This is a genomic window from Streptomyces sp. NPDC054842 (assembly GCF_053611025.1).
This window is the reverse complement of sequence record NZ_JBSGZN010000033.1, coordinates 1-23,039: the sequence shown is the minus strand read 5'-3', so window position 1 is coordinate 23,039 and position 23,039 is coordinate 1. Positions and strand designations below refer to the sequence as shown.

General features: G+C 74.3%; 22 protein-coding genes. 8 read left to right on the top strand and 14 right to left on the bottom strand.

Translation table 11 applies throughout. From position 1 onward, the window contains the following. Nucleotides 1-118: 118 nt before the first annotated feature. From ACWGIS_RS24375 to ACWGIS_RS24365, 3 genes are all read left to right on the top strand, one after another. On the top strand, nt 119-922 hold the full coding sequence (locus ACWGIS_RS24375) for an ATP-binding protein (protein WP_453364584.1): 804 nt from the start codon (nt 119-121) through the stop codon (nt 920-922). Then, nucleotides 913-1,359: a hypothetical protein gene (locus ACWGIS_RS24370; RefSeq protein WP_453364583.1), complete on the top strand. Its 447-nt coding sequence runs from the start codon at nt 913-915 to the stop codon at nt 1,357-1,359. Before ACWGIS_RS24375 ends, ACWGIS_RS24370 begins: the two co-directional genes overlap by 10 nt. A 166-nt stretch (nt 1,360-1,525) precedes the next feature. Beyond that, nucleotides 1,526-3,535 (top strand): ABC transporter ATP-binding protein, encoded by a 2,010-nt coding sequence (locus ACWGIS_RS24365; protein ID WP_453364582.1) that lies wholly within the window; start codon nt 1,526-1,528, stop codon nt 3,533-3,535. 234 nt (nt 3,536-3,769) lie between these two features. Here ACWGIS_RS24365 and ACWGIS_RS24360 read toward each other — a convergent pair whose 3' ends face one another. The 4 genes from ACWGIS_RS24360 to ACWGIS_RS24345 all read right to left on the bottom strand — a co-directional run bounded on the left by ACWGIS_RS24360 (nt 3,770) and on the right by ACWGIS_RS24345 (nt 8,308). Continuing rightward, nucleotides 3,770-3,943, bottom strand: a complete 174-nt coding sequence (locus tag ACWGIS_RS24360) for a hypothetical protein (RefSeq protein ID WP_453364581.1) — start codon at nt 3,941-3,943, stop codon at nt 3,770-3,772. Between the two features lie 211 nt (nt 3,944-4,154). After that, nucleotides 4,155-4,844: a DUF899 domain-containing protein gene (locus tag ACWGIS_RS24355; protein ID WP_453364580.1), complete on the bottom strand. Its 690-nt coding sequence runs from the start codon at nt 4,842-4,844 to the stop codon at nt 4,155-4,157. Nucleotides 4,845-5,048: 204 nt separating this feature from the next. Further along, nucleotides 5,049-6,944, bottom strand: coding sequence for an FUSC family protein (locus ACWGIS_RS24350; protein ID WP_453364579.1), 1,896 nt, complete (start codon nt 6,942-6,944; stop codon nt 5,049-5,051). Between the two features lie 584 nt (nt 6,945-7,528). Continuing rightward, a complete protein-coding gene (locus tag ACWGIS_RS24345; RefSeq protein WP_453364578.1) occupies nt 7,529-8,308 on the bottom strand; it encodes a nucleotidyltransferase domain-containing protein in 780 nt (259 codons plus the stop codon). A gap of 342 nt (nt 8,309-8,650) precedes the next feature. On the opposite strand from ACWGIS_RS24345, the gene ACWGIS_RS24340 reads away from it, so the two are divergent. After that, nucleotides 8,651-9,052 (top strand): RidA family protein, encoded by a 402-nt coding sequence (locus ACWGIS_RS24340; protein WP_453364577.1) that lies wholly within the window; start codon nt 8,651-8,653, stop codon nt 9,050-9,052. Between the two features lie 14 nt (nt 9,053-9,066). On the opposite strand, the gene ACWGIS_RS24335 is transcribed toward ACWGIS_RS24340, so the two are convergent. The 3 genes from ACWGIS_RS24335 to ACWGIS_RS24325 form a co-directional block, all read right to left on the bottom strand. Further along, a complete protein-coding gene (locus ACWGIS_RS24335; protein WP_453364576.1) occupies nt 9,067-10,011 on the bottom strand; it encodes a glycoside hydrolase family 6 protein in 945 nt (314 codons plus the stop codon). 265 nt (nt 10,012-10,276) lie between these two features. After that, entirely contained in the window at nt 10,277-11,239 is a 963-nt protein-coding gene (gene pip, locus ACWGIS_RS24330) for a prolyl aminopeptidase (protein WP_453364575.1), read from the bottom strand. 54 nt (nt 11,240-11,293) lie between these two features. Then, entirely contained in the window at nt 11,294-12,043 is a 750-nt protein-coding gene (locus tag ACWGIS_RS24325) for a uracil-DNA glycosylase (protein WP_453364574.1), read from the bottom strand. 101 nt (nt 12,044-12,144) lie between these two features. Here ACWGIS_RS24325 and ACWGIS_RS24320 point away from each other — a divergent pair, with 101 nt between their 5' ends. Then, entirely contained in the window at nt 12,145-12,636 is a 492-nt protein-coding gene (locus ACWGIS_RS24320; protein WP_453364573.1) for an RNA-binding S4 domain-containing protein, read from the top strand. Nucleotides 12,637-12,903: 267 nt separating this feature from the next. On the opposite strand, the gene ACWGIS_RS24315 is transcribed toward ACWGIS_RS24320, so the two are convergent. Beyond that, nucleotides 12,904-13,356: a DoxX family protein gene (locus tag ACWGIS_RS24315; protein ID WP_453364572.1), complete on the bottom strand. Its 453-nt coding sequence runs from the start codon at nt 13,354-13,356 to the stop codon at nt 12,904-12,906. Nucleotides 13,357-13,766: 410 nt separating this feature from the next. Between ACWGIS_RS24315 and ACWGIS_RS24310 the strand changes: the two genes are divergently transcribed. Continuing rightward, entirely contained in the window at nt 13,767-14,039 is a 273-nt protein-coding gene (locus ACWGIS_RS24310; protein WP_453364571.1) for a DUF6343 family protein, read from the top strand. A gap of 69 nt (nt 14,040-14,108) precedes the next feature. On the opposite strand, the gene ACWGIS_RS24305 is transcribed toward ACWGIS_RS24310, so the two are convergent. The 4 genes from ACWGIS_RS24305 to rpsA form a co-directional block, all read right to left on the bottom strand. Beyond that, nucleotides 14,109-14,489 carry a tetratricopeptide repeat protein gene (locus ACWGIS_RS24305; RefSeq protein WP_453364570.1) on the bottom strand — a complete coding sequence of 127 codons (381 nt, stop codon included), beginning with the start codon at nt 14,487-14,489 and terminating at the stop codon, nt 14,109-14,111. Between the two features lie 50 nt (nt 14,490-14,539). Next, nucleotides 14,540-15,148, bottom strand: coding sequence for a dephospho-CoA kinase (gene coaE, locus ACWGIS_RS24300; protein WP_453364569.1), 609 nt, complete (start codon nt 15,146-15,148; stop codon nt 14,540-14,542). A 48-nt stretch (nt 15,149-15,196) separates the two neighbouring features. Beyond that, complete coding sequence (locus tag ACWGIS_RS24295; RefSeq protein ID WP_453364568.1) at nt 15,197-16,135, bottom strand: PAC2 family protein; 939 nt, start codon at nt 16,133-16,135, stop codon at nt 15,197-15,199. 178 nt (nt 16,136-16,313) lie between these two features. Further along, nucleotides 16,314-17,819: a 30S ribosomal protein S1 gene (gene rpsA, locus ACWGIS_RS24290; protein ID WP_453364567.1), complete on the bottom strand. Its 1,506-nt coding sequence runs from the start codon at nt 17,817-17,819 to the stop codon at nt 16,314-16,316. Nucleotides 17,820-18,209: 390 nt separating this feature from the next. Between rpsA and ACWGIS_RS24285 the strand changes: the two genes are divergently transcribed. Together ACWGIS_RS24285 and ACWGIS_RS24280 are read left to right on the top strand one after the other, a co-directional pair. Continuing rightward, a complete protein-coding gene (locus tag ACWGIS_RS24285; RefSeq protein ID WP_453364632.1) occupies nt 18,210-19,046 on the top strand; it encodes a class I SAM-dependent methyltransferase in 837 nt (278 codons plus the stop codon). A 91-nt stretch (nt 19,047-19,137) separates the two neighbouring features. Continuing rightward, a complete protein-coding gene (locus ACWGIS_RS24280) occupies nt 19,138-21,738 on the top strand; it encodes an ATP-dependent RNA helicase (RefSeq protein WP_453364566.1) in 2,601 nt (866 codons plus the stop codon). Here the strand turns inward: ACWGIS_RS24280 and ACWGIS_RS24275 are convergent. Next, entirely contained in the window at nt 21,728-22,723 is a 996-nt protein-coding gene (locus ACWGIS_RS24275; RefSeq protein ID WP_453364565.1) for a DUF3068 domain-containing protein, read from the bottom strand. The two genes, ACWGIS_RS24280 and ACWGIS_RS24275, sit on opposite strands and share 11 nt — an antisense overlap. Before the next feature lie 31 nt (nt 22,724-22,754). Next, complete coding sequence (locus tag ACWGIS_RS24270; protein ID WP_453364564.1) at nt 22,755-22,889, bottom strand: SPW_0924 family protein; 135 nt, start codon at nt 22,887-22,889, stop codon at nt 22,755-22,757. Between the last annotated feature and the right edge of the window lie 150 nt (nt 22,890-23,039).

Genomic DNA, 23,039 nt, shown 5'->3' with positions numbered 1-23,039 from the left:
CGCCGCTCGACGTGCTGTTGCGAGCAGTGTGCCACGGCCCCTCACGACGTCACACGGCACTCTGCAATTTTCAGAGTGACACTTGCCAAGTGTTCACGGCGGGGCGATAGTGGCAAGCGTGACTCCGTCCGCGCCGTTAGGAACAGACGCCGCCGCAGACCGGTTCGGTCTCCGTGCCGCAGCAGGGGTGCGCCCCGACGCGAGCGCGGAGCGCCGGTTTCGCTTCGAGCTGGCCGCACATCCGGGTTCTGTGAGACAGGCCCGGCACCTGACCCATGCCCGGTTGTCGGGCTGGCAGGTCTGCGCGGACACCTGTGACACGGCGGATCTGGTCGTCTCCGAGCTGGTCACGAACGCCATCGTGCACACCGCGAGCCGGCGCATCGTGTGCGAGCTGCACGACGCCGACGACCTGGTGCGGATAGCCGTACGGGACGAGGGGTGCGCTCCCGGTGAGCCGCGGCCCTCGCCGCAGGGCGCCGAGGACGAACACGGAAGGGGCCTGATGCTCGTGGCGGCCGTCTGCCAAGCCTGGGGTGCCCAGGAGTACGGGCCCGGCCTGCTGGTCTGGGCGGAGCTGTCCCGCACGCCGGACGCCGCCGGCCCCGCCGCTCTGGCGGACGCGATGGGCTTCGCGGACCTGGCGGACGCCACCGACGACGTCTTCGAGGCCGACGCCGCGGGTCTGCCGCACACCGCGGAGGACCTGCCGCGGCTGCCGCACCCGGCGCCGGCCCCGTACACCTCCGGGCCGGCGGGCGGCGCCGAGCTGCCGTTCTCCGCGGTCCCGGCCCGCTCGGGGGGCCGGGAGCCGGACACCGAGGCGCGTGCGGACCTCGGCTGGAGCGCGAAGAAGCCCCCGGCCGACGGCCGGGGTTCCGGGACGCAGGCGTTCCGCGGGACGGGGGCCGAATGGGTGTGAGGGCGACGTCCACCGGGACGGCCCCCCTGCTGACCTTGGACACGCTGGTCCGCCTCCGGCGGGGGCAGCGCGCGTCCGGGGCCCCCAGACGACTCCCCATACCCGACGGCATGACCGTGCCGCTGGGCTGCGACGCGGTGGCGGTGCCCGCGCGCTTCGGCCCGGTGCTCCTGTCCCGGCTGCCGCGTGTCGGCTGCGTCTACGCCGACGCGGCCCAGTGGTGGTGGATCGTCCCCTCCGACTCGGACGTCTCCCTGGACTGGCCCGCGCCCGCCCTGTACGCCACGGGGGCGCTCGTCCCGGAGGCGCCGTCGGTTCCCGGGCTCATCCACAAACCGGAGGGTACGCTTCCGTACACTCCGCCGATCCCCCTGTACCTGGCCGTCTGCCGGGTCATGGGCACACCGCCGGCCTGGTCCAGGTCCGTCACCGCCTGACGGAACCCGTCCGGGCGCGACGCCGCGGGGCACGCGACGGGAGCGCGACGGCGTGAGCGCCCGGCGCCCGAGTGCTTCGGTCCGCCCCGATCCCCGTCGCCGGCACGGGTGGAGGCCGCCATTCCTGGGGAGGGCACCGTGCGTGCGCACTCGGGGGAGGTCACCGGTGGGAAAGAAGCGCGAGCACGCCGATCCGTCGCCGTCGGACTCGGAACGCCTGCTCTTCGGCGGTCCGCTCCGCTACGACACGGGCTGGTCGCAGCACTCCGACGCCTTCCTGGAGCTGGGACTCCGCGCGATGGTGAGGCGGCTCCCCCAGCTGCTCGCGTCCAGTTTCCGGCTGGCCTGGCAGGCGGACCGCGGCGCGGCCCGCACCGTGCTGACCGCCGAGTTCACCCGCGGCGCGGCGCAGGCGGTGAGCCTGCTCGCGGTCAACAGCGTGCTGGGCCGGCTGTTGGCCGACGGCCCGGTCGAGGACCGGCTGCGCGGGGCGGCCCCGGCGCTGGTCACGGTCGCCGCCGTCATGCTGTTCGCCGCGCTGCTGCGGGCGGCCTCGACGTACGCCACGGGACGGCTGGAGCCGAAGGTCGAGCGCGTCGCGACGGAGCTGTACCTGGAGCGGGCGGCGGCCGTGGAGCTGTCCGCGATCGAGGACGACGCGTTCCACAAGCTGCTGGACACCGCGCAGTACGGCGCCGCGTCCGCCCGGCGCATGATCTCGGTCTCCACGCAGGTGGTGAACGCGATGATCTCGCTCGTCGCGGCGGCCGGCGTCCTCACGGTGCTGCATCCCGCGCTGCTGCCGCTGCTGGTCGTGATGACGCTGCCGAGCGCGTGGAGCGCCCTGACGATCGCCCGGCGGCAGTACGCGTCCTACCACGCCTGGGTGCAGCACGCCCGGGCCGGCCGGCTCATCGGCAGCCTGCTCACCGAGCCGGCCGCGGCACCGGAGATCCGCGTGCACGGGGTCGGCCCGTTCCTGCTGCGCCACTTCCGGTCGATGTCGGAGACCGCGGAGGCCGAGCAGGCGAGGCTGGCCGGGCTGGCGGCGCGGACGGGACTGATCGCGGCGGCCTGGACGGGCCTCGCCACGGTGGCGACGTACGCGACCCTCGGCGGGCTGCTGCTGACCGGCACGATGGCACTGTCGGTGGCCGGTACGGCGGTGGTCGCGATCCGCACCGGCTCCGCGAGCCTGGACACCCTCGTCCTGGAGGTCAACTCACTCCACGAGGAGGCCCTGTTCGTGGGCGACCTCCACCGCCTGTACGTGGAGGCGGCGCGGCGCGCGATCCCGGAGGGCGGCGAGCCGCTGCCCGAGGACCCGCGCGAGATCCGCTTCGAGAACGTCACGTTCACCTATCCGGGCAAGGCGGCCCGGCCCGCCCTGGACGAGGTGAGCCTCACGCTGCCGCTGGGCCGGATCATCGCGCTCGTCGGCGAGAACGGGTCGGGCAAGACGACCCTGGTCAAGCTGCTCGCCGGGCTCTACACGCCCGATCACGGCCGGGTCCTGTGGGACGGCGTGGACGCCGCGACGGCGGACCGGCGCGCACTCGCGGAGCGCATCGCGATGGTGGCGCAGGACTTCAAGCGGTGGCCGTTCACGGCCCGCGTCAATGTGGCGGTCGGCCGCTCCTCGGCGCCGCTCACCGACGAACGGCTCGCCTCCTCGGTCGCCGAGGCCGGCGCCCAGCACGTCGTGGCGGACCTGCCGCGCGGGCTCGACACCCTGCTGGCGCGCGGTTTCAGCGGGGGGCACGAGCTGTCCGGTGGCCAGTGGCAGCGGCTGGGGATCGCGCGGGCGGCGTACCGGCGCGGCCGGATCCTGATCGTGGACGAACCCACGGCGGCCCTCGACGCCCGGGCCGAGCTGGAGGTCTTCGAGAAGATCAGGGCGCTGGCGGGCACCGGGCAGACGGTCGTCCTCATCACCCACCGGCTGGCGTCGGTGCGCCACGCCGATCTGGTGCACGTGCTGGCGCAGGGCCGTCTCGTGGAGTCCGGCAGCCCCGAGGAACTGCTGGCCACGGGCGGTGTCTACGCGGAGCTGTACGCGCTCCAGGCCGGTCAGTTCACCACTCCGGTGCGCGCCGGGAGCAGGAACGGGACCACGGCGAAGACGGTGCGGGCCCAGGGCCGGCCCGGAACGAGCCCGCTCGGGAGACCGACGTAGGCGGGACCCCGGGGAAGGCGGGACCCTCGCGGGCCGGCCGCGTCCGGGGCTGCTCGGAAGGCGTGCGAGTACCGGGACGGGGACGCGGCTGAGGCCGAGCAGGCTCAGGAGGCCGGCGCGTCCGTAGGAGATGCGGCTGCCACCCGGGAGGTGGCTGTCACCGGAGAGGCGGCTGACACCGAGCCGCCGAGGATGCCCTCACGAAGGCGCGGTGACGCTCCGTATCGGCCCGGCTCACTCGACGCCGTCCACTCCGCGCACGATCACGAGGAACGCGTCCGTGGAGAGGTCCATGACGACTTCCGCCGCCTGACCCTGCAGACGGCACGCCTGTGCGAACTCCTCCGCCGGCCACGAACCACGCGGCCCACCGGCGGGAAAGCGCTCCAGCACCATTCGCCCGTTCACCCTGCACCTCCATGTCGCGCTGTACTCGTAGAGTTAAACGCCAACGATGGGGTGAACGGCTCGCGTAGTGACGGTACTGAGACGTAGTCGACACCAGTTCACCGCCTTGCGGTGAGGGTTCTCTCACTCTCCGTACACCTGGTGTTCGTCTGAGCACGCATTGCGATCACTTCTGTGGCTTCAGGCTCACCAGTCACACAAATCGTGAGCCTCAGTCCTCGTACTCGTCGTGGTACCGGATCCGCTCGCCGCCCGCCGGAGTGCCCAGCGCCGAGGCCCGGTCCCAGGGCTCCTCCCACTCCTCCTGCCGTCCCAGAGCGGTGAGGTCCAGCAGGGTGGTCGTCGAGCCCAGTCCGTCGAGGCCGCCCTCGTACGTCGAGTACGTGTGGAAGACGCGGTCGCGGTCGCGCAGGAAGCAGCTCATGCCCGGCCGCTCGCCGGTCTCGCCGTCGCGCTCGACGGACACCTCGAAGTCCTGGTTGAAGTCCGTGTCGTAGGCCGAGTACCACGGCACCGTCCAGCCCATCCGGGCCTTGAACGGGAGGATCCTGGTGTACGGCGCCCGGGAGACGGCGGCGAACGCGGTGCCGCGGGCCCGCAGATGCGCCAGGTGGCCGATCTGGTCGAGGAACGCCGAGCAACCGCGGCAGCCCGCGTCCCACTCCGGGGCGAACATGAAGTGGTGGACGACCAGTTGGTGCCGGCCCTCGAAGAGGTCGAGGAGCGTCGCCTTGCCGTCGCCCCCGTCGAACACGTACTCCTTGTCGATCTCCACCATCGGCAGTCCGCGCCGCTCGGCGTTGAGCGCGTCACGCGCGCGGGTGACGGCCTCCTCCTTGGCGAGCAGCTCCTCGCGCGCGACGCGCCACTCCTCGCGCGAGACGATCTGCGGATACGTCATGTGCCCCTCCTGCCGACGGAACGCCTGCCTGCGGAAGGCCCTGCGACGGTGCCTTCCCCGAGGTGGACCGGTCCCGGCCGCGGAACTCATCGGCGCGGTGGGAAGTTTTTCGGCGCGGGCTCCCGCCCGCGCCGTGACGGGCGGTCAGGTGGCGTACCGCTGGGCGCTCCTGACGGGGCGGCGGGACCCCGGGGCGTCCGGGGGTCAGGCCGTGGCCGGGGCGGCGTCCCGGTTCGGGAGGTCCGACGTCCGCAGTCCCGCCCGTTCCCGCTGCCGGGCCAGCTCGTCCAGCAGTTCGGCGATGCGCGCCGTGTGGCGGGAGCCGAGCCGCCCGGTGTCGTCCAGGTGCACGGCGCAGGCCGTGGTGAGGTCCACGAGCCGTTCGAGGGTCGCGGCCACCTCGCCGGTGCCCGCCGAGTGCCGGGCCAGGGCGGGGAGTTCGGCGGCGGCGAGGTCGATCGCGGCGCGGGCCTCGGCCAGCGCGCGGTAGGCCTCGCGGCGCAGGACCCACCGGCCGGACCGGTCGTCCGCCGTGCCGTCGCCGAGGACGTGCGCGAGATAGGCGTCCGCCGCGTGCGCGGCCCGGGTGAGCCGCGCCCGTACCGTCCCTCCACGCTGCCCGAGCGCGGGCAGGTGCCCGACGAGCAGCACGATCCCGCAGGCCAGCAGCGTCTCGCCGATCCGGCTCCACGACGCCTGCGGTTCCCCGCCCACCATCACGAGGGCGAGCACGAGGACGGTGACGACGGCGGTCTGCGCGGCGAAGTGCCTGGTCGCCACGGGGATCAGCGCCCCGCACAGGGCGACCAGCGCCACCAGCCCGCCGGGCCTCGGCAGCAGCGCGGCGAACCCGGCGAACAGGACCGCCCCGAGGAGCGTCCCCGCGGCCCGGCACAGGACGCGTGAGGCGAGCGGCCCCAGGTCGGGCTTGACCAGGAAGACGGCGGTCGCGGGCAGCCAGTACCAGTGCGCGTGCGTCCCGTACCACCGCGTGTGGTGCAGCGCCTGGGCGACGGCGACGGCCGCTCCGAAGGACAGGGCGACCCGCAGTCCGTACTCACGTCCGCCCGCGCCGAGCACGGTGCGCAGCAGGGACCGGGCGGTACGGCGCCGGGTGCGCGTACCCCGCTGCGGGACGGCGGCGCCGCGGTCGAAGGCGTCGGCGGCGTGCAGCAGGGCGTCGTCGAGGGCGCGCAGCTCGGGTGCGGAGCGGGCGGGTGCGGGGAGCGGCCCGCTGCGGCCGCCGGCGCGGACCGCCGCGGCGAGCCTGCGGGGGCCTTCCGCGGCGCGGGCGGGCACCTCGTTCCCGGCCCAGGCGAGGGCGGTCGCGGCCTCGGCGAGGGGCAGCGCCGCGGCGTACCGCGCGTGCAGCCGCCGCTCGGCCGCGGAGCTGGCGCACCGCCGCAGCCGGGGTCCGGACAGGGCGTCCTGCGCGTGGTCGAGCGCGGCGGTGAGGGCGGCGCGGCGGGCGACGGCGTCCGCTCCCCCGGCCGCGTCGAGCAGCGCGGCGACGGCCTCGTAGACGGCGGCGACGGCGTCCCGCTCCCCGTCGAAGCGGTAGTCGCCGGCCGTGGCGGCACCGCGGGTCGGCAGGGCGAGCCGCAGCCCCAGCAGCCAGCCGGCACCGGCGAGGAAGAACAGCGCGCGCTGCCATCCCGGCTCGGGCAGCGGCATGCCCGCGCCGATCGCGGCGGCGACCAGGAGCTGCGTACCCGCTCCGCTCGCGACGGGCCCGACGGCGCTGACGGCTCCGGCGAGCAGCCCGAGACCGGTCAGTACGGCGGTCAGGGCGACGGCTCCGGTGTGCAGCCCGGCGTAGGACCCGACGAGCAGTCCGCCGGCCCCGGCGAGCGCGGGCACGCCGAGCCGTACGACGGCGGTCCGCCTGCTGCCGGGCCGGTCGTTGATGCCGGCGAGCATGGCGCCGAGCGCGGCGGCCACACCGGCGGAGGGCCGGCCGGCGAGCACGGCCGCGAGGAGCAGCGGCCCGGCGGCGAGCGCCCCGCGTACGACCGCGTTCCAGGGGACCGGCCCCCGCTGGGCGCGCAGCGCGTGGGCGAGCCAGGGCGGCGGGGCGGGACGGGAGGTGAGGAGCGGCACGGGACTCCTGTCGTGGACGAGGGCGGGGGTCTGCCTTCGGGCGACATCGGCCGGGCGGTGAGTCAAGGGTAGTTCGTGTTGCCGCCGTGAAGAGGACGAGATCGTTTCCGCGGTGTGACACTTCGGCGGGCTGCCGGTTTCTTCATGAACGCAATCCCGCGACGGCGGTACGGAGCGACGGCCGGGGCCGGTGATCCGGCGGTGCGGGGCGTTCGGGGCAACGGCCGGGCACGGTGACCGGCGGTGCGGGGGCGAGGGGCAACGACTGAGGGCGGTGATCCGGCGGTGCAGAGGCGACGGCAACGACCGGGCGACAGTGACCGGGAGGTGCAGGGCTGCGGAGATCGACCGGGCGCCGGCTGTCCGGCGGGGCGAGGGGTGAGGGACGAAGGGCAACGACCGGGGGCCGGTGAGCCGGTGCGGCGGCAGCGGCAATCGCGACCGCGCCTCGCGCGGCTGGCCCCTCAGCCCCGCTCGGCCCCTCCTCGCCCCCTAGGTCCCGCCCGGTCCCGCCCGGTCCGCCTCGGCACCGGGCCCCGTGCCCGCCCGTCGTGGTGGTCCGGTGCCGCAGAGGGCGCCGCGGGTCAGGTGCCGTCGGGCGTTCGCGCGTGGGCGACGGTGGCGTCGATGAGCTGCCGGGCGGCGGTGACGGCCTCGGCGAGAGTCTCCGGCTCGGGGGTCAGCCGCCCCACGAGCGCGTCGACGCCGCGCAGTCCCGCCCGCTCCAGCAGCCGCTTCTCGTTCGTCACCCACTCCCCCCGGGCCGCGAGGACGGCGTGCCCGGCCTGCGCTGCGGCCGTGGCGAGGGCACCGGCGACCTCGGTGAGGCGGCGCGCGGGCGCGTGGTTGGTTCCGGCGTAGGCGAGGGTGGCTCGGGCTGTGCCGTGCCAGCGTTCGCGGGCGGCTGTCCGGAGTTTGTCCGGGTAGGCCGCGGGGCGGGGCAGCTGTCCGCGCAGCACACGGTTGACGGCCAGTTCGGCGACGACCAGGTAACTGGGGATGCCGGCGAGGTGGAAGAGGAGGGGTTCCACGCGGAAGCGGCCCTCCTCGGCCTCGGCCAGCTCGTGCTCGACCACGTCCAGATCGCGGTAGTGGACGTCGACGCGGCGGCCCTCGACGGTCAGCCAGGCACCGCCGTTGAAGACGCCGCCGCCCCAGCCGCCGATCTCGGAGACCTCGCCCTCCCAGCCGACGGCCCGCAGCTCCGCCGGGTCGAAATGCCCCCGGTAGTAGACCGCCGTGTCCCAGTCGCTGCCCGGCGTGTGGGTGCCCTGGGCGCGGGACCCGCCGAGGGCGACTGCGCGGACGCCGGAGAGGGCGGCGAGCCGGTCGGCCACCTGGTCGAGAAAGGTCACGTCGTCCATCGCGAGGCACCCCCGCTCCGCCGGGCCATTTCCCGTACGGGCGCAGACGCACCGGCCGACGCCCCCAACTCCCCTGGCAACGGAACCCCTTTCACCACACAGCCCCGGATCCACGTCGGCCGGGAAGCGGCACGGGCCATCTTCGTCCACCGGGCAGCAGTCGCCCGTCAGCGGGTACCGGTCGCCGGTGATCGGGCGCCGGTGATCGGGCGCGGGTCAGCGAGCAGGCCCGTCGGCGGGCGCCGGGAGAGGACTGCCGGAAAACCGGCTGCGTCCGCCGCCACCCGGCCCGCATCATCGGCAGGTCGCCCGTCGCCCGCCCCCGCACACCCCGAGGCCTCCATGATCCAGCGTGTCACCGTCCCCGCCCTCTTCCCTCCGCCCTCCTACGCGCACGCCTCCGTCGTCGAGGCGGGCACCAGGCTGGCCTTCCTCGCCGGTTCCGTGCCGCTCGACGCCGAGGGGAACCTCGTCGGCGCGGGCGACCCCGTACGGCAGGCCGAGCGGGTGCTCGCCAACCTGGAAGAGCAACTGCACGCGGTGGGCAGCGACTTGGCCCACGTCGTGGCGACGGACGTGTACGTGGTGAGCGGTGAGCCCGCCGTCCTGTCCGCCGTGTGGCAGGTCGTCGAGGCGTCCGGCCTCAGCGCCGGCCCGCACTCGTCGACGCTGATCGGCGTGGCCTGCCTCGGGTACGCCGGACAGCTGGTCGAGATCACCGCGACGGCCGTCGTGCCCGGCTGACGCCCGCAGCCGGGTCAGCCCTTGGTGTTGCGGGCGAGGTCCAGCGCGTACGACGGCCACCACTGGCCCGCCGCCGGGCCGCCCCGGCACTGCCCGTCCGACTCGCCGGGCCGCTTGATCCACAGGTACGCGTCGGCCAGCGGGTCGCCGGTCCGCTCGGTCGGGGGCGTACCCAGCGCCCGGCCGGGCGGATTGCACCAGTTGTCCGCGCCGGTGTACGGGCCGTTGCCGTTCCGGCTGGTGTCGATGACGAAGTGGGCGCCGCCGAGGTCCTTCGACAGGGCCTTCCCGTACGCCGTACTGGCCTCGGTGGTCTGGAAGTTGGAGACGTTGAGGGCGATGCCGTCGGCGCGCGTGGCCCCGGCGGCCTTGAGCGCGTCGACCAGCCGCCATGCCTCGGGGATCCACCCCGAGTTGCCCGCGTCGAGATACACATGGGTGCGCGGCAGCCGCTGGAGGCGGTCGACGGCGTACGCGAGCAGCGCGTACCGCTCGCTCGGCACGACCCGGGTGCAGCCGGCCACGACCTGGGCGACGGCGTCCGGTTCCACGATCACGTAGGCGTCCCGGTCGCCGATCCCGGCCGCGAACTGGTCGACCCAGGCGCGGTATTCGGCCGGTCCCGGGGCGCCGCCGTGGGAATAGGCGCCGCAGTCGCGGTTCGGGACGTAGTACGCCACGAGTACGGCCGTACGCCCCCGCGAGGCGGCCGCGGCCGTCCGCTCGCGTACCGGCGGCTCCGGGTCGGAGCCGCTGATCCACTCGGCTTGGGCGCGGGTCGCGATGCGGTCCATGAGCGCGGCGTCGGCGTCCCGGCCCGCGGCGCGGTACTCGGCGGACTGCCTGGCGGCGCGGGAATCGGGGTTCACCCAGAACGGCTCGTCCGCCCCTGAGGCACGGGTGCAGCAGAGACCCACCAGGGCGAGGGAGGCAAGGGCGCTGAACAGCGGTCTGGGCACGGCCGACTCCGTTTCCGCCGCCGGTGCGGGCGAGGGCGGCGGCTGGTCAGGCTCCGGAGTCTGCTGACAGCACGCCCGCCCTCCCTGCCGTGGGCCGTCGGATCGCCGGGATTTCACTCCGACGGCGGGTGCCTCGCGGCGGAACCGGCGGCGGCCTCGCACCCGGGACGATCGCGTCCGCAGCCGTGCCGGAACGGGCGCGCGGAACGCCCCACCTGTGACGTCACCGCCGGCGGCTGCTGGCCGGTGACCGGCGGGTCATGGGTCAGCGTCGCGCGTACGTGTCGGTCGCCGCGACCAGCAGGTCGACCACGCCCGGCGCGCCCGCGTCGTGTCCGGCTTCGTCGACAAGGGTCAACTCGCTGTCAGGCCACGCCTGGTGGAGGCGCCAGGCGGTGCCGAGGAGGTTGCCGAAGTCGAGGCTGCCCTGGACGAGTGTGCCCGGGATGCCCTTGAGCAGCGGGGCGTCACGCAGGACGACGCCCTCGTCGTTGCCCTCGCCGAGGAAGTGGCTGTTGCCGAAGTAGTGCGTGACCGTGCGGGCGAAGCCCATGCGGAAGTCCGGGTCCTCGTAGCGCGGCACCGATCGCGGCGGCGCCGGCACGATCGCCGTCTCCCAGTCGGTCCAGGCCCGTGCGGCGCGCGCCCGCACCCGCGGGTCGGGCGATTCGAGCAGCCGGTGGAAGGCGGCGGCGAGATCGCCGTCCCGTGCGTCCTCGGGCAGTTCGGCGAGGAACCGCGCGAAGGGCTCGGGGAAGATCGTGCCGAGTCCCCTGGTCAGCAGGGCGACTTCGGGATCGGAGCCGGTGGCGACTCCGGTCAGGACCAGCTCGGACACCACGTCCGGATGCGTCTGCGCGTACCGCAGCCCCAGCGCCGAACCCCACGACACGCCCCACACCAGCCACCGTTCGATCCCCAGCAGCTGTCGCAGCAGCTCCAGATCGGCGATCAGGTGGGCGGTGGTGTTGACGCTCATGTCCGTGCCGTACGCGCTCGCGGGCGGGGTCGAGCGGCCGGCGCCCCGCTGGTCGAGCAGCACGATCCGGTAGGCGGCGGGGTCGAAGTAGCGGCGGAAGCCGGGGGTGCAGCCGGACCCGGGGCCGCCGTGCAGGACGACCGCGGGCTTCCCCTCGGGGTTTCCGCAGACCTCCCAGTACACGTGGTTGCCGTCGCCGACGTCGAGCATGCCCCGGTCGTGGGGTTCGATCTCCGGGTAGAGCGCCATGGCCCGAGACTAGGGCCTGCCGTGCGGGGCCGGACCGCCCGGGACCAGCGCAGGTCATGGCCGGCCGGACCCGGACGACCGTCCCCGGCCCGCCTCCGGGAGCGTCGGCAGCCCCGCGCTCCCCGCCGCCGCGCGCAGCACGTCCCGCAGCATCAGCGGGGTCAGCCGTCCCGTGAAGGTGTTCCGCTGGCTGACGTGGAAGCAGCCGAACAGGTCCAGGGAGCTTCCCTCGCCCTCCAGGGTCACCCGGGCGCCGTGCCCGAAGGCGGGCCGGGGCCTGGGCACCTGCCACCCCGCCTCGGCGAACGCGGGGAGCGCGGCCTGCCAGCCGAACGCTCCGAGCACCACCACCGCCCGCAGCGAGGGCCTCAGCAGCCGCAACTCGCTCAGCAGCCAGGGCCGGCAGGTGTCCCGCTCCTCGGGCGTCGGCTTGTTGGCCGGCGGAGCGCAGTGCACCGGCGACGTGATCCGTACGCCGTACAGCGTGAGCCCGTCGTCGGCGCTCTCCGCGGTCCCCCGCGACGCCAGGCCGACGTCGTGCAGCGCCGCGTACAGGACGTCGCCCGACCGGTCGCCGGTGAACATCCGGCCCGTCCGGTTGCCGCCGTGCGCGGCCGGGGCGAGTCCGACGACCAGCAGTGAGGCGTCGGGGGGCCCGAAGCCGGGGACGGGGCGTCCCCAGTACGTCCAGTCGGCGAAGGCGGCGCGTTTGGTGCGGGCCACCTCCTCCCGCCAGTCGACCAGGCGCGGACAGGCCCGGCATCCGGTGATGCGGGCGTCGAGTTCGGCCAGGCTGCTGTCCATCCCACCACCGTACGACCGCTCCGGGCCCGGCTGATCGTGGGCGGTGCCCGGCGGGCGGAAAAGGCGTGAGGCCCGGCCGCCACCGGGGCTAAGGTCGAGGCATGGCTTCTGAGGGTGCTGACGAGGACGAGGCGGGTACGGAGGGCGCACACGGCTCCGACGACCCGGCGGCTGCCGCCCGGGCGGCCGGCCCGCGGACCGGCGAGAGCGTGCGGGTCGACAGCTGGATCTGGTCCGTACGGCTCGTGAAGACCCGCTCCATGGGCGCCACCGCCTGCCGTGGCGGCCATGTCCGGGTCAACGGTGAACGCGTCAAGCCCGCCTACGCGGTCCGGGTCGGCGACGAGGTCCGCCTGCGCCACGCGGGCCGGGAACGCGTCGTCGTGGTGAAGCGCGTGATCCGCAAGCGGGTCGGACCGCCCGTCGCCGCCGAGTGCTACGTGGACAACAGCCCGCCGCCCCCGCCGCGCGAGGCCGTCGCCCCGGCGGGCATCCGGGACCGCGGTGCGGGCCGCCCGACCAAGCGGGACCGCCGCGAGCTGGAGCGTCTGCGCGGTCTCGTCCGGCCGGACGGCGACCCGGAGAAGCCCTGAGCGACGGGGCCCGCCCGACCCCGGTACGAGGGCCCGACCCGGCACGCGTCCCGACCGGCACCCGGCACCCGACCCGCCCGGTACGCGCACACGGCCCGGCCGCGCGCGTACCGATCCGGCCGGTACGCGACCGGCCGGATCGTCGCTCTCGCACCGGGGCGGGCCCGGCCCCGCCCCTCACCGCCGCACGGCGTCGAGGGCTCCCCGGTGGTCCGGGGAGCCCTCGACGTCGTGCGGCCGGGCCGAAGGGCCTCGGTGCCCGCGGGATCACACGCGCCGCCGCACCACCCTCACCAGCTCGGCGTTGTGGCTCCTGCGCGCCCAGGCGATCAGCGCGAGCGGCAGCATCAGGATGAGCGGGGTCGCCGGGTAGGGCCCGTGGATCGCGGTGACGTTCACGATGAAGGCGCCGACCATCAGGGCGCTGAGGGACACCGCCGCCACCGAGGACAGCAGCGGGACCAACAGGGCGACGCCTCCGGCGAGTTCGAGGACGCCGATGGTGTACATCCCCGGGCTGCCCCAGCCCAGCTTGTCGAAGCCCTCGGCGGCCGACGGGTGCGCGATCAGCTTGGGCAGGGCGCTCGCCAGGACGAAGAAGAGACCGAGCACGGTCTGCAGCACGGTCAGGGAGATCTGGGCGCGGCGGCTGCGGACGGTACGGCCGGCGGCGGGGCCGACGGAGGCGGCGTTGGCGACGGGGGCGGCGGTCTCGGACATCGTGGTCTCCTGTGCGAAGCGGGTGGTTGCTGTCGAGAGGTAGACACCCGGTCCGCCCGGAACTCATCGCTGCGGCCCGCTATGTGTGGCGGTGACCGCGCTGGACCCGCGGGAGCGGTCGCCGGCCCGGAGCCGCTCCGTCACGGCCTCACGACGTCCGCCGATGTGCGGACCGGTTCCCCGCGGGGGCTGCCCCCGGCTGCGCGCGGAGACTCCGTCGGCGCTCCGCGCTCCCTCCCGGAGGCCGCGCCCGGAGACGCTCTCGGGGCCCCGCGCTCCCGACCGAAGACCCTGCCCGGAGACGCCCTGGGCACCGCACTCCACCCGCGGGCCCCGTGGCCCCGTCGCCCCGGCCGCCGTCCCTGGTGGACGTGCGGGACGGAGAGTACGTTTTTCCTCAGAGAGCGGTGATGGCGATGCGTACGGGCAGTGAGCCGACGACAGCACGCAGTGCGCTGCGGCTGCGCCTCTGGCTGAGCGTCTGGGGGCTGGTCTGGGCGACCGGCGGGACAGCCGTGTTCGCGCTCGCCGGGCGGCCCGGGTGGGCCGCGGCCTGCGGCGTGCTGTGGCTGATCATCACCGTGGACCTGGTCATGGTCCTCAGGCACATCCGGCAGGGGCCGCACTACCAGCCGGGCCCCGACGTCCCGCCCTACAGTCCACCGGAGCACCGGCACCCGTAGGACGCACCCGGGTACGCGCGTTCCCGTCCGGCGGCGGAACCGCCGGACGGGCCCCGGGCCCCGGAGTGGTCAGGAGTCGAAGCGGGCGGCTTCCAGGTACTGCGGCTTCGGGTCGAGCGCGGCGGCGAGCCTGAAGTGCCGCTTGGCCTGGTCCGGGCGCCGTTGGCGCTCATAGGTGCGGGCCAGCGCGAAGTGCGCGAACGCGTTGTCCGGCTCGCGCTCCAGGACGATGGTGAACTCCAGCTCCGCGGGGCGCAGTTGCGCGGCGGCGAAGAAGGCACGGGCGCGCAGCAGCCGGGCGGCCGTGTTCTCCGGGTGCGCGGCGATGACCGAGTCGAGCAGCTTGACCGCGCCCCGCGGGTCGCGGGCGTCGAGCAGTTGCTCGGCGGCACGGAAGTCGATGACGTGCGTCTCCGGGGTACGTCCGGTGGAACCGCTGGTGTCGGGCACGGCTGAGTCCTTCCCTCACTGCAACGGTTCAACGCCCCCGGCGGCGGCCGCTATTCCTGGGGCGTGCGGGCCCTGCGGACGAGATCGGCCCACACCTCCCCGACCCGTTCCCGCAGCCGGTCGAGCGGCACGTCGTTGTCGATGACCACGTCCGCGATCTCCAGGCGCTGCTCGCGCCGGGCCTGGGCTGCCATCCGGGCGCGGGCGTCCTGCTCGGTCATGCCGCGCAGCCGGACGAGCCGGTCGAGCTGGGTCTCGGGAGCGGCGTCCACGACGACCACGAGGTCGTACAGCGGCGCCAGTCCGTTCTCCGTGAGCAGCGGCACGTCGTGGACGACGACGGCGTCCGGCGCCGCGGCGGCCTCCAGGTCGCGGGAGCGGGCCCCGACCAGGGGGTGCACGATCGAGTTGAGGACGGCGAGCCTTTCCGGGTCGGCGAAGACGATCGAGCCGAGCCGGGGGCGGTCCAGGCCGCCGTCGGGGGCGAGCACCTCCTCGCCGAAGGCCTCGACGACCGCCGCGAGCCCGGGGGTGCCGGGCGCGACGACCTCGCGCGCGATCCTGTCCGCGTCGATCAGGACGGCGCCGTGCTCCACGAGCAGCCGCGACACCTCGCTCTTGCCGGCTCCGATACCGCCGGTCAGGCCCACCTTCAGCATGACCGGAAGCTTAGGGCCTGGTCCGGGAGGCGCCGGGCGGGACCCCGGTCAGCCGTCGCCCTCGCGTTCGGCGAGGAACTTCTCGAACTCCTGGCCGATCTCGTCGGCGGACGGGATCTCGACGGGTTCCGCCAGCATGTTGCCCCGGGTCTCGGCGCCCGCGGCGGCGTCGTACTGGTGCTCCAGCCCCTGGACGAGGGCGACGAGCTCCTCGTCGCCCTCCTGGATCTGCCGGTCGATCTCCGTCTGCGTGCGGTGCGCCTCGGTGCGCAGGCCGTGCGCGATGCCCGGGAGCACCAGGCCGGTGCCCGCGGTGATGGCCTCCAGGACCGTCAGCGCGGCGTCCGGGTAGGGCGAGCGGGCGATGTAGTGGGGCACGTGCGCGGCGACGCCGAGCACGTCGTGTCCGGCCTCCATGAGGCGGTACTCGATCAGGGACTCCGCGCTGCCGGGGACCTGCGCCTCCTCGAAGGGGCTGCGGTGCCCGGGCACCAGGTCGGTGCGGTTGCCGTGCGGGGTGAGGCCGACGGGGCGCGTGTGCGGGACGCCCATGGGGATGCCGTGGAAGTTCACGGACAGCCGGACCCCGAGCCGCTCCACGATCTGCTGGACGGCGGCGGCGAAGCGCTCCCACTCGACGTCCGGCTCGGGGCCGGACAGCAGCAGGAAGGGGGCTCCGGTGGCGTCCTGGACGAGCCGCACCTCCAGCGTGGGCTCCTCGTAGTCGCTCCAGCGGTCGCGCTTGAACGTGAGCAGCGGGCGGCGCGCCCGGTAGTCCACGAGCCGGTCGTGGTCGAAACGGGCCACGACCTGGTGGGGCAGCGAGTCGAGCAGCCGGTCGACGATCTGGTCGCCGGTCTCGCCCGCGTCGATGTATCCGTCGAAGTGGTAGAGCATGACAAGGCCGGCCGACTCCTGGGCGAGCGCCATGTCGACGACGGCCAGGCCCTTCGGCTCCCATGCGTACAAACCCTGCGGATCAAGCACAGTGACCGCTCCTCCTCGTGTTCCTCCTCGACAACGTGGTCAGGAGGACGCGCATTCCCGAAGCGGGGCACGGTGCGCCGGTTTTCGCCCCGGCCGGCGGCGCCCGGGGGAACGCACCGCGGGCCCGCACCCCGAAGGGTGCGGGCCCGCAGTGTCAGCCCGTGCTAGCGGTGAGCGGTCAGCTCTGGCCGCCGGCCAGCTTCTCGCGCAGCGCGGCCAGCGCCTCGTCCGACGCCAGGGCGCCGGAGTTGTCGTCCGACTCCGAGGAGTACGAACCGCCGCCGCCACCGGAGGCGGCCGGAGCCGCGCCCGGGGTGGCGACACCCTCGGCCTCGGCCTGGGCGTCCGCCTCGCGGGACTTGATGACCTGGGCCTGGTGCTGCTCGAAGCGCTGCTGCGCCTCGGCGTACTGGCCCTCCCACGCCTCGCGCTGGGTCTCGTAGCCCTCGAGCCAGTCGTTGGTCTCGGGGTCGAAGCCCTCGGGGTAGATGTAGTTGCCCTGGTCGTCGTACGACGCGGCCATGCCGTACAGCGTCGGGTCGAACTCCACCGAGGCCGGGTCGGCACCGAAGGACTCGTTGGCCTGCTTCAGCGAGAGGCTGATGCGACGGCGCTCGAGGTCGATGTCGATGACCTTGACGAAGATCTCGTCGTTGACCTGGACGACCTGCTCCGGGATCTCCACGTGGCGCTCGGCCAGCTCGGAGATGTGGACCAGGCCCTCGATGCCCTCGTCGACGCGCACGAACGCGCCGAACGGAACGAGCTTCGTGACCTTGCCGGGGACGACCTGCCCGATCTGGTGCGTGCGGGCGAACTGCTGCCACGGGTCTTCCTGCGTCGCCTTCAGCGACAGGGAGACACGCTCGCGGTCCATGTCGACGTCGAGGACCTCGACGGTGACTTCCTGGCCGACCTCGACAACCTCGGAGGGGTGGTCGATGTGCTTCCAGGACAGCTCGGAGACGTGAACCAGACCGTCGACGCCGCCGAGGTCGACGAACGCACCGAAGTTGACGATCGAGGAGACGACGCCGGAGCGGACCTGACCCTTCTGCAGGGTCGTGAGGAACGTCTGGCGCACCTCGGACTGGGTCTGCTCGAGCCAGGCGCGGCGGGACAGGACCACGTTGTTGCGGTTCTTGTCCAGCTCGATGATCTTCGCCTCGAGCTCCTTGCCCACGTAGGGCTGGAGGTCGCGGACACGGCGCATCTCGACGAGGGAGGCCGGCAGGAAGCCACGGAGGCCGATGTCGAGGATGAGACCACCCTTGACGACCTCGATGACGGTACCGGTGACGATGCCGTCCTCTTCCTTGATCTTCTCGATGGTGCCCCAGGCACGCTCGTACTGGGCGCGCTTCTTCGAGAGGATCAGGCGGCCTTCCTTGTCCTCCTTCTGGAGAACAAGGGCTTCGATCTCGTCACCGACGGCGACGACCTCGTTGGGGTCGACGTCGTGCTTGATCGAGAGCTCGCGGCTCGGGATGACACCTTCGGTCTTGTAACCGATGTCGAGCAGGACCTCGTCCCGGTCGACCTTCACGATGACGCCGTCGACGATGTCGCCGTCGTTGAAGTACTTGATCGTCTCGTCGATCGCGGCGAGGAAGGCTTCCTCGTTACCGATGTCGTTGACCGCAACCTGCGGGGTGGTGGCGGTGGTCTCGGTGCTGCTCGTCATGTGGGAAAGGGCTCCGGTACGGACAGTGAGTCGTAGGTACTGCTTACGCCGGGAGCCCGTTTCGCTCTGAAGAAGCCGGACAGCCAAGGAAGCGCCAGATCCGGTGGTGCCCGGTGAGGGGCACTGCCGTCGGCGCCTCGAAAACCGAGGGGACATACAACAGATGCGAGCGCAGCCTGCTACGTCTGAGGAGCGCAGGCCCGCAGCGCAACTTGTAGCATACGGGGGCAGCCGGGCAGGGTCAATGCGCGAAGGCGCACACCCGGGGCGGATCGCCGCATACCCGGCACAAGTCCCGTCCCTGGAGGCCGTATCGGCCCCCAAGACCTCTCCGGTGACACACCGGGGACGCCTGGACGGACGAGCCCGCAGACTAATACGAGGGAGCCGATCATCCAAGAGCACGAACAGCCCACCGACGCGGTCGACGGACCGGCGGAGCCGGAGGCGACCCGGCGTGACGCGGACGGCACGGAGAGCACCCGGGCCAACCGGGGCTGGTGGGACCGGAACGCGGACGACTACCAGGTCGAGCACGGCACCTTCCTGGGCGACGACCGTTTCGTCTGGGGTCCCGAGGGGCTCGACGAGGTGGAGGCCGAGCTGCTCGGCCCGCCGGAGGACCTGAAGGGCAAGGACGTCCTGGAGATCGGCGCCGGCGCCGCCCAGTGCTCCCGCTGGCTGGTCTCCCAGGGAGCCCGTCCGGTCGCCCTGGACCTCTCCCACCGCCAGCTCCAGCACGCGCTGCGCATCGGGGGCGGCGTGCCGCTCGTCGAGGCCGACGCGGGCGCCCTGCCGTTCGCGGACGGCTCCTTCGACCTGGCGTGCTCGGCGTACGGCGCGCTGCCCTTCGTCGCCGACCCGGTCCGCGTGCTGCGCGAGGTGCACCGGGTGCTGCGTCCCGGCGGCCGCTTCGTCTTCTCGGTGACGCACCCGATCCGCTGGGCCTTCCCCGACGAGCCGGGTCCCGAGGGCCTGACCGTCGCCGCCTCCTACTTCGACCGCACTCCGTACGTCGAGCAGGACGAGGAGGGCCGCGCGGTGTACGTCGAGCACCACAGGACGGTCGGCGACCGGGTGCGCGACGTCGTGGCGGGCGGTTTCCGGCTGGTCGACCTCGTGGAGCCGCAGTGGCCCGCCTGGAACACCCAGGAGTGGGGCGGCTGGTCCCCGCTGCGCGGCAACCTGATCCCGGGGACCGCGATCTTCGTGTGCGAACGCGGCTGACGTCCCCCATCCTCCCCCTGCCTCTCACACGCGCGCGTGTGAGAGGCAAGGCCGCGTGAGGAGAAGTCCGCGGCCGTACGAGACTGGGGGCGTGATCCGTACCGACGCCCTCGACCGGCTGCCCGTCCGTTCCGCCGTGCCCGCGCTGCGCGCCGCCCTGGACGAGCACGGGACCGCGGTGCTGTGCGCGCCGCCGGGGACCGGCAAGACCACGCTCGTGCCGCTGGTCCTGGCCGGTCTCACCGGCGACGGGCCCGCGCGCCGGGTCGTCGTCGCCGAGCCCCGGCGGATCGCCGCCCGGGCCGCCGCACGCCGGATGGCGTGGCTGCTCGGGGAGAGGACCGGCGAGAGCGTCGGCCACACCGTGCGCGGCGAGCGGGTCGTCGGGCGGCACACGCGCGTGGAGGTCGTGACGACCGGCGTGCTGCTGCAACGGCTCCAGCGCGACCAGGAACTCGCCGGCGTGGACGTGGTGGTGCTGGACGAGTGCCACGAGCGGCATCTGGACGCCGACACCGTCGCCGCCTTCCTCCTGGACGTGCGGGCCGCGCTCCGCCCGGAGCTGCGGCTGGTCGCCGCGTCCGCCACCACCGACGCGGCGGGCTGGGCCCGGCTGCTCGGCGACGCGCCGGTGGTCGAGGCGCGGGGTGTCTCGTACCCGGTGGACGTGGTGTGGGCGCCGCCCGCCCGGCCGGTGCGGCCGCCGCACGGGATGCGCGTGGACCCGGCCCAGCTGACGCATGTCGCGTCGGTGGTGCGGCGGGCGCTGGCGGAGCACGAGGGGGACGTCCTGTGCTTCCTGCCCGGGGTCGGCGAGATCGCGCGGGTCGCCGGGCAGCTCGGGAACGCGGCCGGCGCCGAGGTGCTCCAGGTGCACGGGCGGGCTCCGGCGGCCGTGCAGGACGCGGTGCTGTCGCCGGGGGCGGGGCGCCGGGTGGTGCTCGCCACCTCGGTGGCCGAGTCGTCGCTGACGGTCCCCGGGGTGCGCGTGGTCGTCGACTCGGGGCTCGCGCGGGAGCCGCGGGTGGACCACGCGCGCGGGCTGAGCGCGCTGGCGACCGTACGGGCCTCGCAGGCGGCGGGGCGACAGCGGGCGGGGCGTGCCGGGCGTGAGGCGCCGGGTGTCGTGTACCGGTGCTGGACGGAGGCCGAGGACGTGCGGCTGCCCCGTTTCCCCGCCCCCGAGATCAAGGTGGCCGACCTGACGGCGTTCGCCCTCCAGGCGGCCTGCTGGGGCGACCCGGACGCGTCGGGACTGGCCCTGCTCGACCCGCCGCCGACCGGGGCGATGGCGGCGGCGCGGACCGTCCTGGCGGCCGTCGGCGCGGTGGACCCGGCGGGGCGGGCGACGCAGCGGGGGGTGCGGATGTCCCGGCTCGGCCTGCATCCGCGGCTGGCCCGTGCCCTGCTGGACGCGGCACCCGAGGTCGGCGTGGAGCGGGCCGCCGAGGTGGTCGCCCTGCTGAGCGAGGAGCCGCCGCGGGAGTACGGCGACGATCTCGCCGCGGCCTGGCGGACGGCCCGGCGCGGGGGTGACGCGTACGCGGCGCGCTGGCGCACGGAGGCCCGACGGCTGCGGACGGCGGTCGGCGGCTCCGGCACGTCCGGTCCCCGGGCGGCGGAGGGTTCCGGCACGCCGGGGCGGGGTTCCGCGGGCGGCGACGCGGGGACACCCGCCCGGGACGGGCACGGCGGACCCGAGGAGCCCGAGAAGCTCGGGGACGACCGGGTCGCCGGTCTCGTGGCCGCTCTCGCGTTTCCCGAGCGGGTCGCGCGGGCCCAGGGCGGTTCGTATCTCATGGTGTCCGGGACGCGGGCCGAGGTCGGGGACGGTTCGGGGCTGCGCGGCGCGCCCTGGCTGGCCGTCGCCGTGGCCGACCGGCCGGTGGGCGCCGGGCACGCGCGCGTACGGCTCGCGGCGTCCGTCGACGAGGGGACGGCGCGGCGGGCGGCGGGCACCCTGCACGCCGAGGGCGACGAGGTCGGCTGGACCGACGGGGACGTGGTCGCGCGGCGGGTCGAGCGGCTCGGGGCGGTGGAGCTGACGGTACGGCCGATCCGGGACGCCGGCCCCGGGCTCGTACGGGAGGCGCTGGTGACCGGGCTGCGCGAGGAGGGGTTCGGGCTGCTGCGGTGGACGCGGGACGCCGAGGCGCTGCGGCAGCGGCTGGCGTTCCTGCGGCTGCATCTCGGCGAGCCCTGGCCCGATGTCGCCGACGACGCGCTCCACGCGCGCGTGGACGAGTGGCTGGAGCCCGAGCTGGGCCGGGCGAGGCGCCGCGCCGATCTGGCGCGGATCGACGCGGGGCAGTCCCTGGCGCGCCTGCTGCCGTGGGCCTCGGGGCAGGCGGCGCGCCTGGACGAGCTGGCGCCCGAGCGGATCGAGGTGCCCAGCGGGTCCAGGGTCCGCGTCGACTACGGCGATCCGGAGCGGCCGGTCCTGGCGGTGAAGCTCCAGGAGATGTTCGGGCTCCAGGAGTCACCGGCCGTGGCGGGGGTGCCGGTGCTGGTGCACCTGCTCTCGCCCGCCGGGCGTCCGGCCGCGGTCACGGCCGACCTCGCGTCGTTCTGGCGGGACGGGTACCGGTCCGTGCGGGCGGAGCTGCGCGGGCGGTACCCGAAGCACCCGTGGCCGGAGGATCCGGCCGCCGCCGAGCCGACCCGCCACACGAACGCGCGGCTCAGGCGCTGACCGGAGCCGGTTCCGGCCGGTCGGCGGGGGCCGGCCCGTCCGGTCCCCGCCGTCCGCGGGCCTCCAGGTACAGGGACAGCGCCAGCAGGCCCACGCCGAGGACGAGGAGGCCCCAGGGCAGGTACGTGGTCATGAGCAGGATCACCGTGCGTTGGGACTCGACCAGGGACACCGTCGACTCGATGTAGTCCTCGCGCATCTTGACGTGCCCGGCGAAGGCGGTGACCTTGTCGCGGCCTCCGAGGAGGCCGCCGCCGCGCAGTTCCTCGCGGTGGATCTCCTCGCCGTAGACGGGGGCGCCGGTGACGGGCTCGACCCAGAACTTGCGCACGGTGGTGTACCAGCGGGTGGTGCCGCTCTTCGCGACGGACTCGGCGGTGATGCCCTCGACCGGCATGACCTGGGGGAACGGGACCTCTGTCCAGGGGACGGTCTGCTCGAAGCGGTACACCTCGACGCCCCGGAAGTCCTCGGTGCCCTTGTAGTGGATGGGGGCCGAGGTGCGGGTCTGCGCGTCGAAGTACTCGTAGTCCCGCCGCTCCGTCCGGAAGGGCCACTTGAACTCGATGCCCTCCCTGCGCACGGGGGTGCCGTCGACCATCTCACCGGTGGCGTGGACGGGTTCCTGGGTGTGCGCGTCGAAGATGTACCGCTCGGGCAGCTTGGAGACCATCGCGCCGTCGGGGCCCTCCACGTAGGACAGGGAGTCCCAGACGACGACGTCGCGGCCCGCCGTCCGCTCGATCGCCTCGGACGCCTCCACGTTCCCCTTGAGGGTCTGCACGACGGTCACCCGGGAGACCTTCTCGGCTTTCATGGTCCCGTAGTCGAGCAGGGTCGCGTCCTTGGCCTCCAGGACCATGTCCTGGTACTGGCCGGCGGGGATCTTCGCGAGCCGCGGGAAGGCGTACCAGCGCACCAGCGGGGACAGCGCCGTGCAGAACACGGCGAGGGCGAGCAGGACGAGGCTGGCCTTGCGTCGCATCTCGGCGGCCCTCCCTGTGCGTCGGGGACGTCTACGGGTGCTCGGGGACGGTGGTGAGGAGCGGTTTCGGCGAGGTCGTACCGGACGGCGGGCCCAGGGCCGTGACCGTGAGGACCAGGGCGAGCGCGACGGCCAGACCGGTCGCGGCGGCGATCAGGGCACGCATAGCGGAGCCTCCCGGCCGACGGGCCACCCGAATCCGTTGCGGGGAACGGGAACTGATACATCGTCAGGTCGGGCACCGTAGCAACGGCGGGGCGAGATGAGAACACGTGGCGCACAGACGGCGGCGCCCCTCCGGAGCAGACCGGAGGGG

What these genes read in the sequence shown, in the direction of transcription:
- ACWGIS_RS24370 (WP_453364583.1), top strand. Translation starts at nt 913, where the DNA reads ATGGGTGTGAGGGCGACGTCCACCGGGACGGCCCCCCTGCTGACCTTG.
- ACWGIS_RS24355 (WP_453364580.1), bottom strand. Translation starts at nt 4,844, where the DNA reads ATGACGTATCCGCAGATCGTCTCGCGCGAGGAGTGGCGCGTCGCGCGC.
- ACWGIS_RS24345 (WP_453364578.1), bottom strand. Translation starts at nt 8,308, where the DNA reads ATGGACGACGTGACCTTTCTCGACCAGGTGGCCGACCGGCTCGCCGCC.
- ACWGIS_RS24340 (WP_453364577.1), top strand. Translation starts at nt 8,651, where the DNA reads ATGATCCAGCGTGTCACCGTCCCCGCCCTCTTCCCTCCGCCCTCCTAC.
- pip (WP_453364575.1), bottom strand. Translation starts at nt 11,239, where the DNA reads ATGGCGCTCTACCCGGAGATCGAACCCCACGACCGGGGCATGCTCGAC.
- ACWGIS_RS24325 (WP_453364574.1), bottom strand. Translation starts at nt 12,043, where the DNA reads ATGGACAGCAGCCTGGCCGAACTCGACGCCCGCATCACCGGATGCCGG.
- ACWGIS_RS24320 (WP_453364573.1), top strand. Translation starts at nt 12,145, where the DNA reads ATGGCTTCTGAGGGTGCTGACGAGGACGAGGCGGGTACGGAGGGCGCA.
- ACWGIS_RS24315 (WP_453364572.1), bottom strand. Translation starts at nt 13,356, where the DNA reads ATGTCCGAGACCGCCGCCCCCGTCGCCAACGCCGCCTCCGTCGGCCCC.
- ACWGIS_RS24310 (WP_453364571.1), top strand. Translation starts at nt 13,767, where the DNA reads ATGGCGATGCGTACGGGCAGTGAGCCGACGACAGCACGCAGTGCGCTG.
- coaE (WP_453364569.1), bottom strand. Translation starts at nt 15,148, where the DNA reads ATGCTGAAGGTGGGCCTGACCGGCGGTATCGGAGCCGGCAAGAGCGAG.
- rpsA (WP_453364567.1), bottom strand. Translation starts at nt 17,819, where the DNA reads ATGACGAGCAGCACCGAGACCACCGCCACCACCCCGCAGGTTGCGGTC.
- ACWGIS_RS24275 (WP_453364565.1), bottom strand. Translation starts at nt 22,723, where the DNA reads ATGCGACGCAAGGCCAGCCTCGTCCTGCTCGCCCTCGCCGTGTTCTGC.
- ACWGIS_RS24270 (WP_453364564.1), bottom strand. Translation starts at nt 22,889, where the DNA reads ATGCGTGCCCTGATCGCCGCCGCGACCGGTCTGGCCGTCGCGCTCGCC.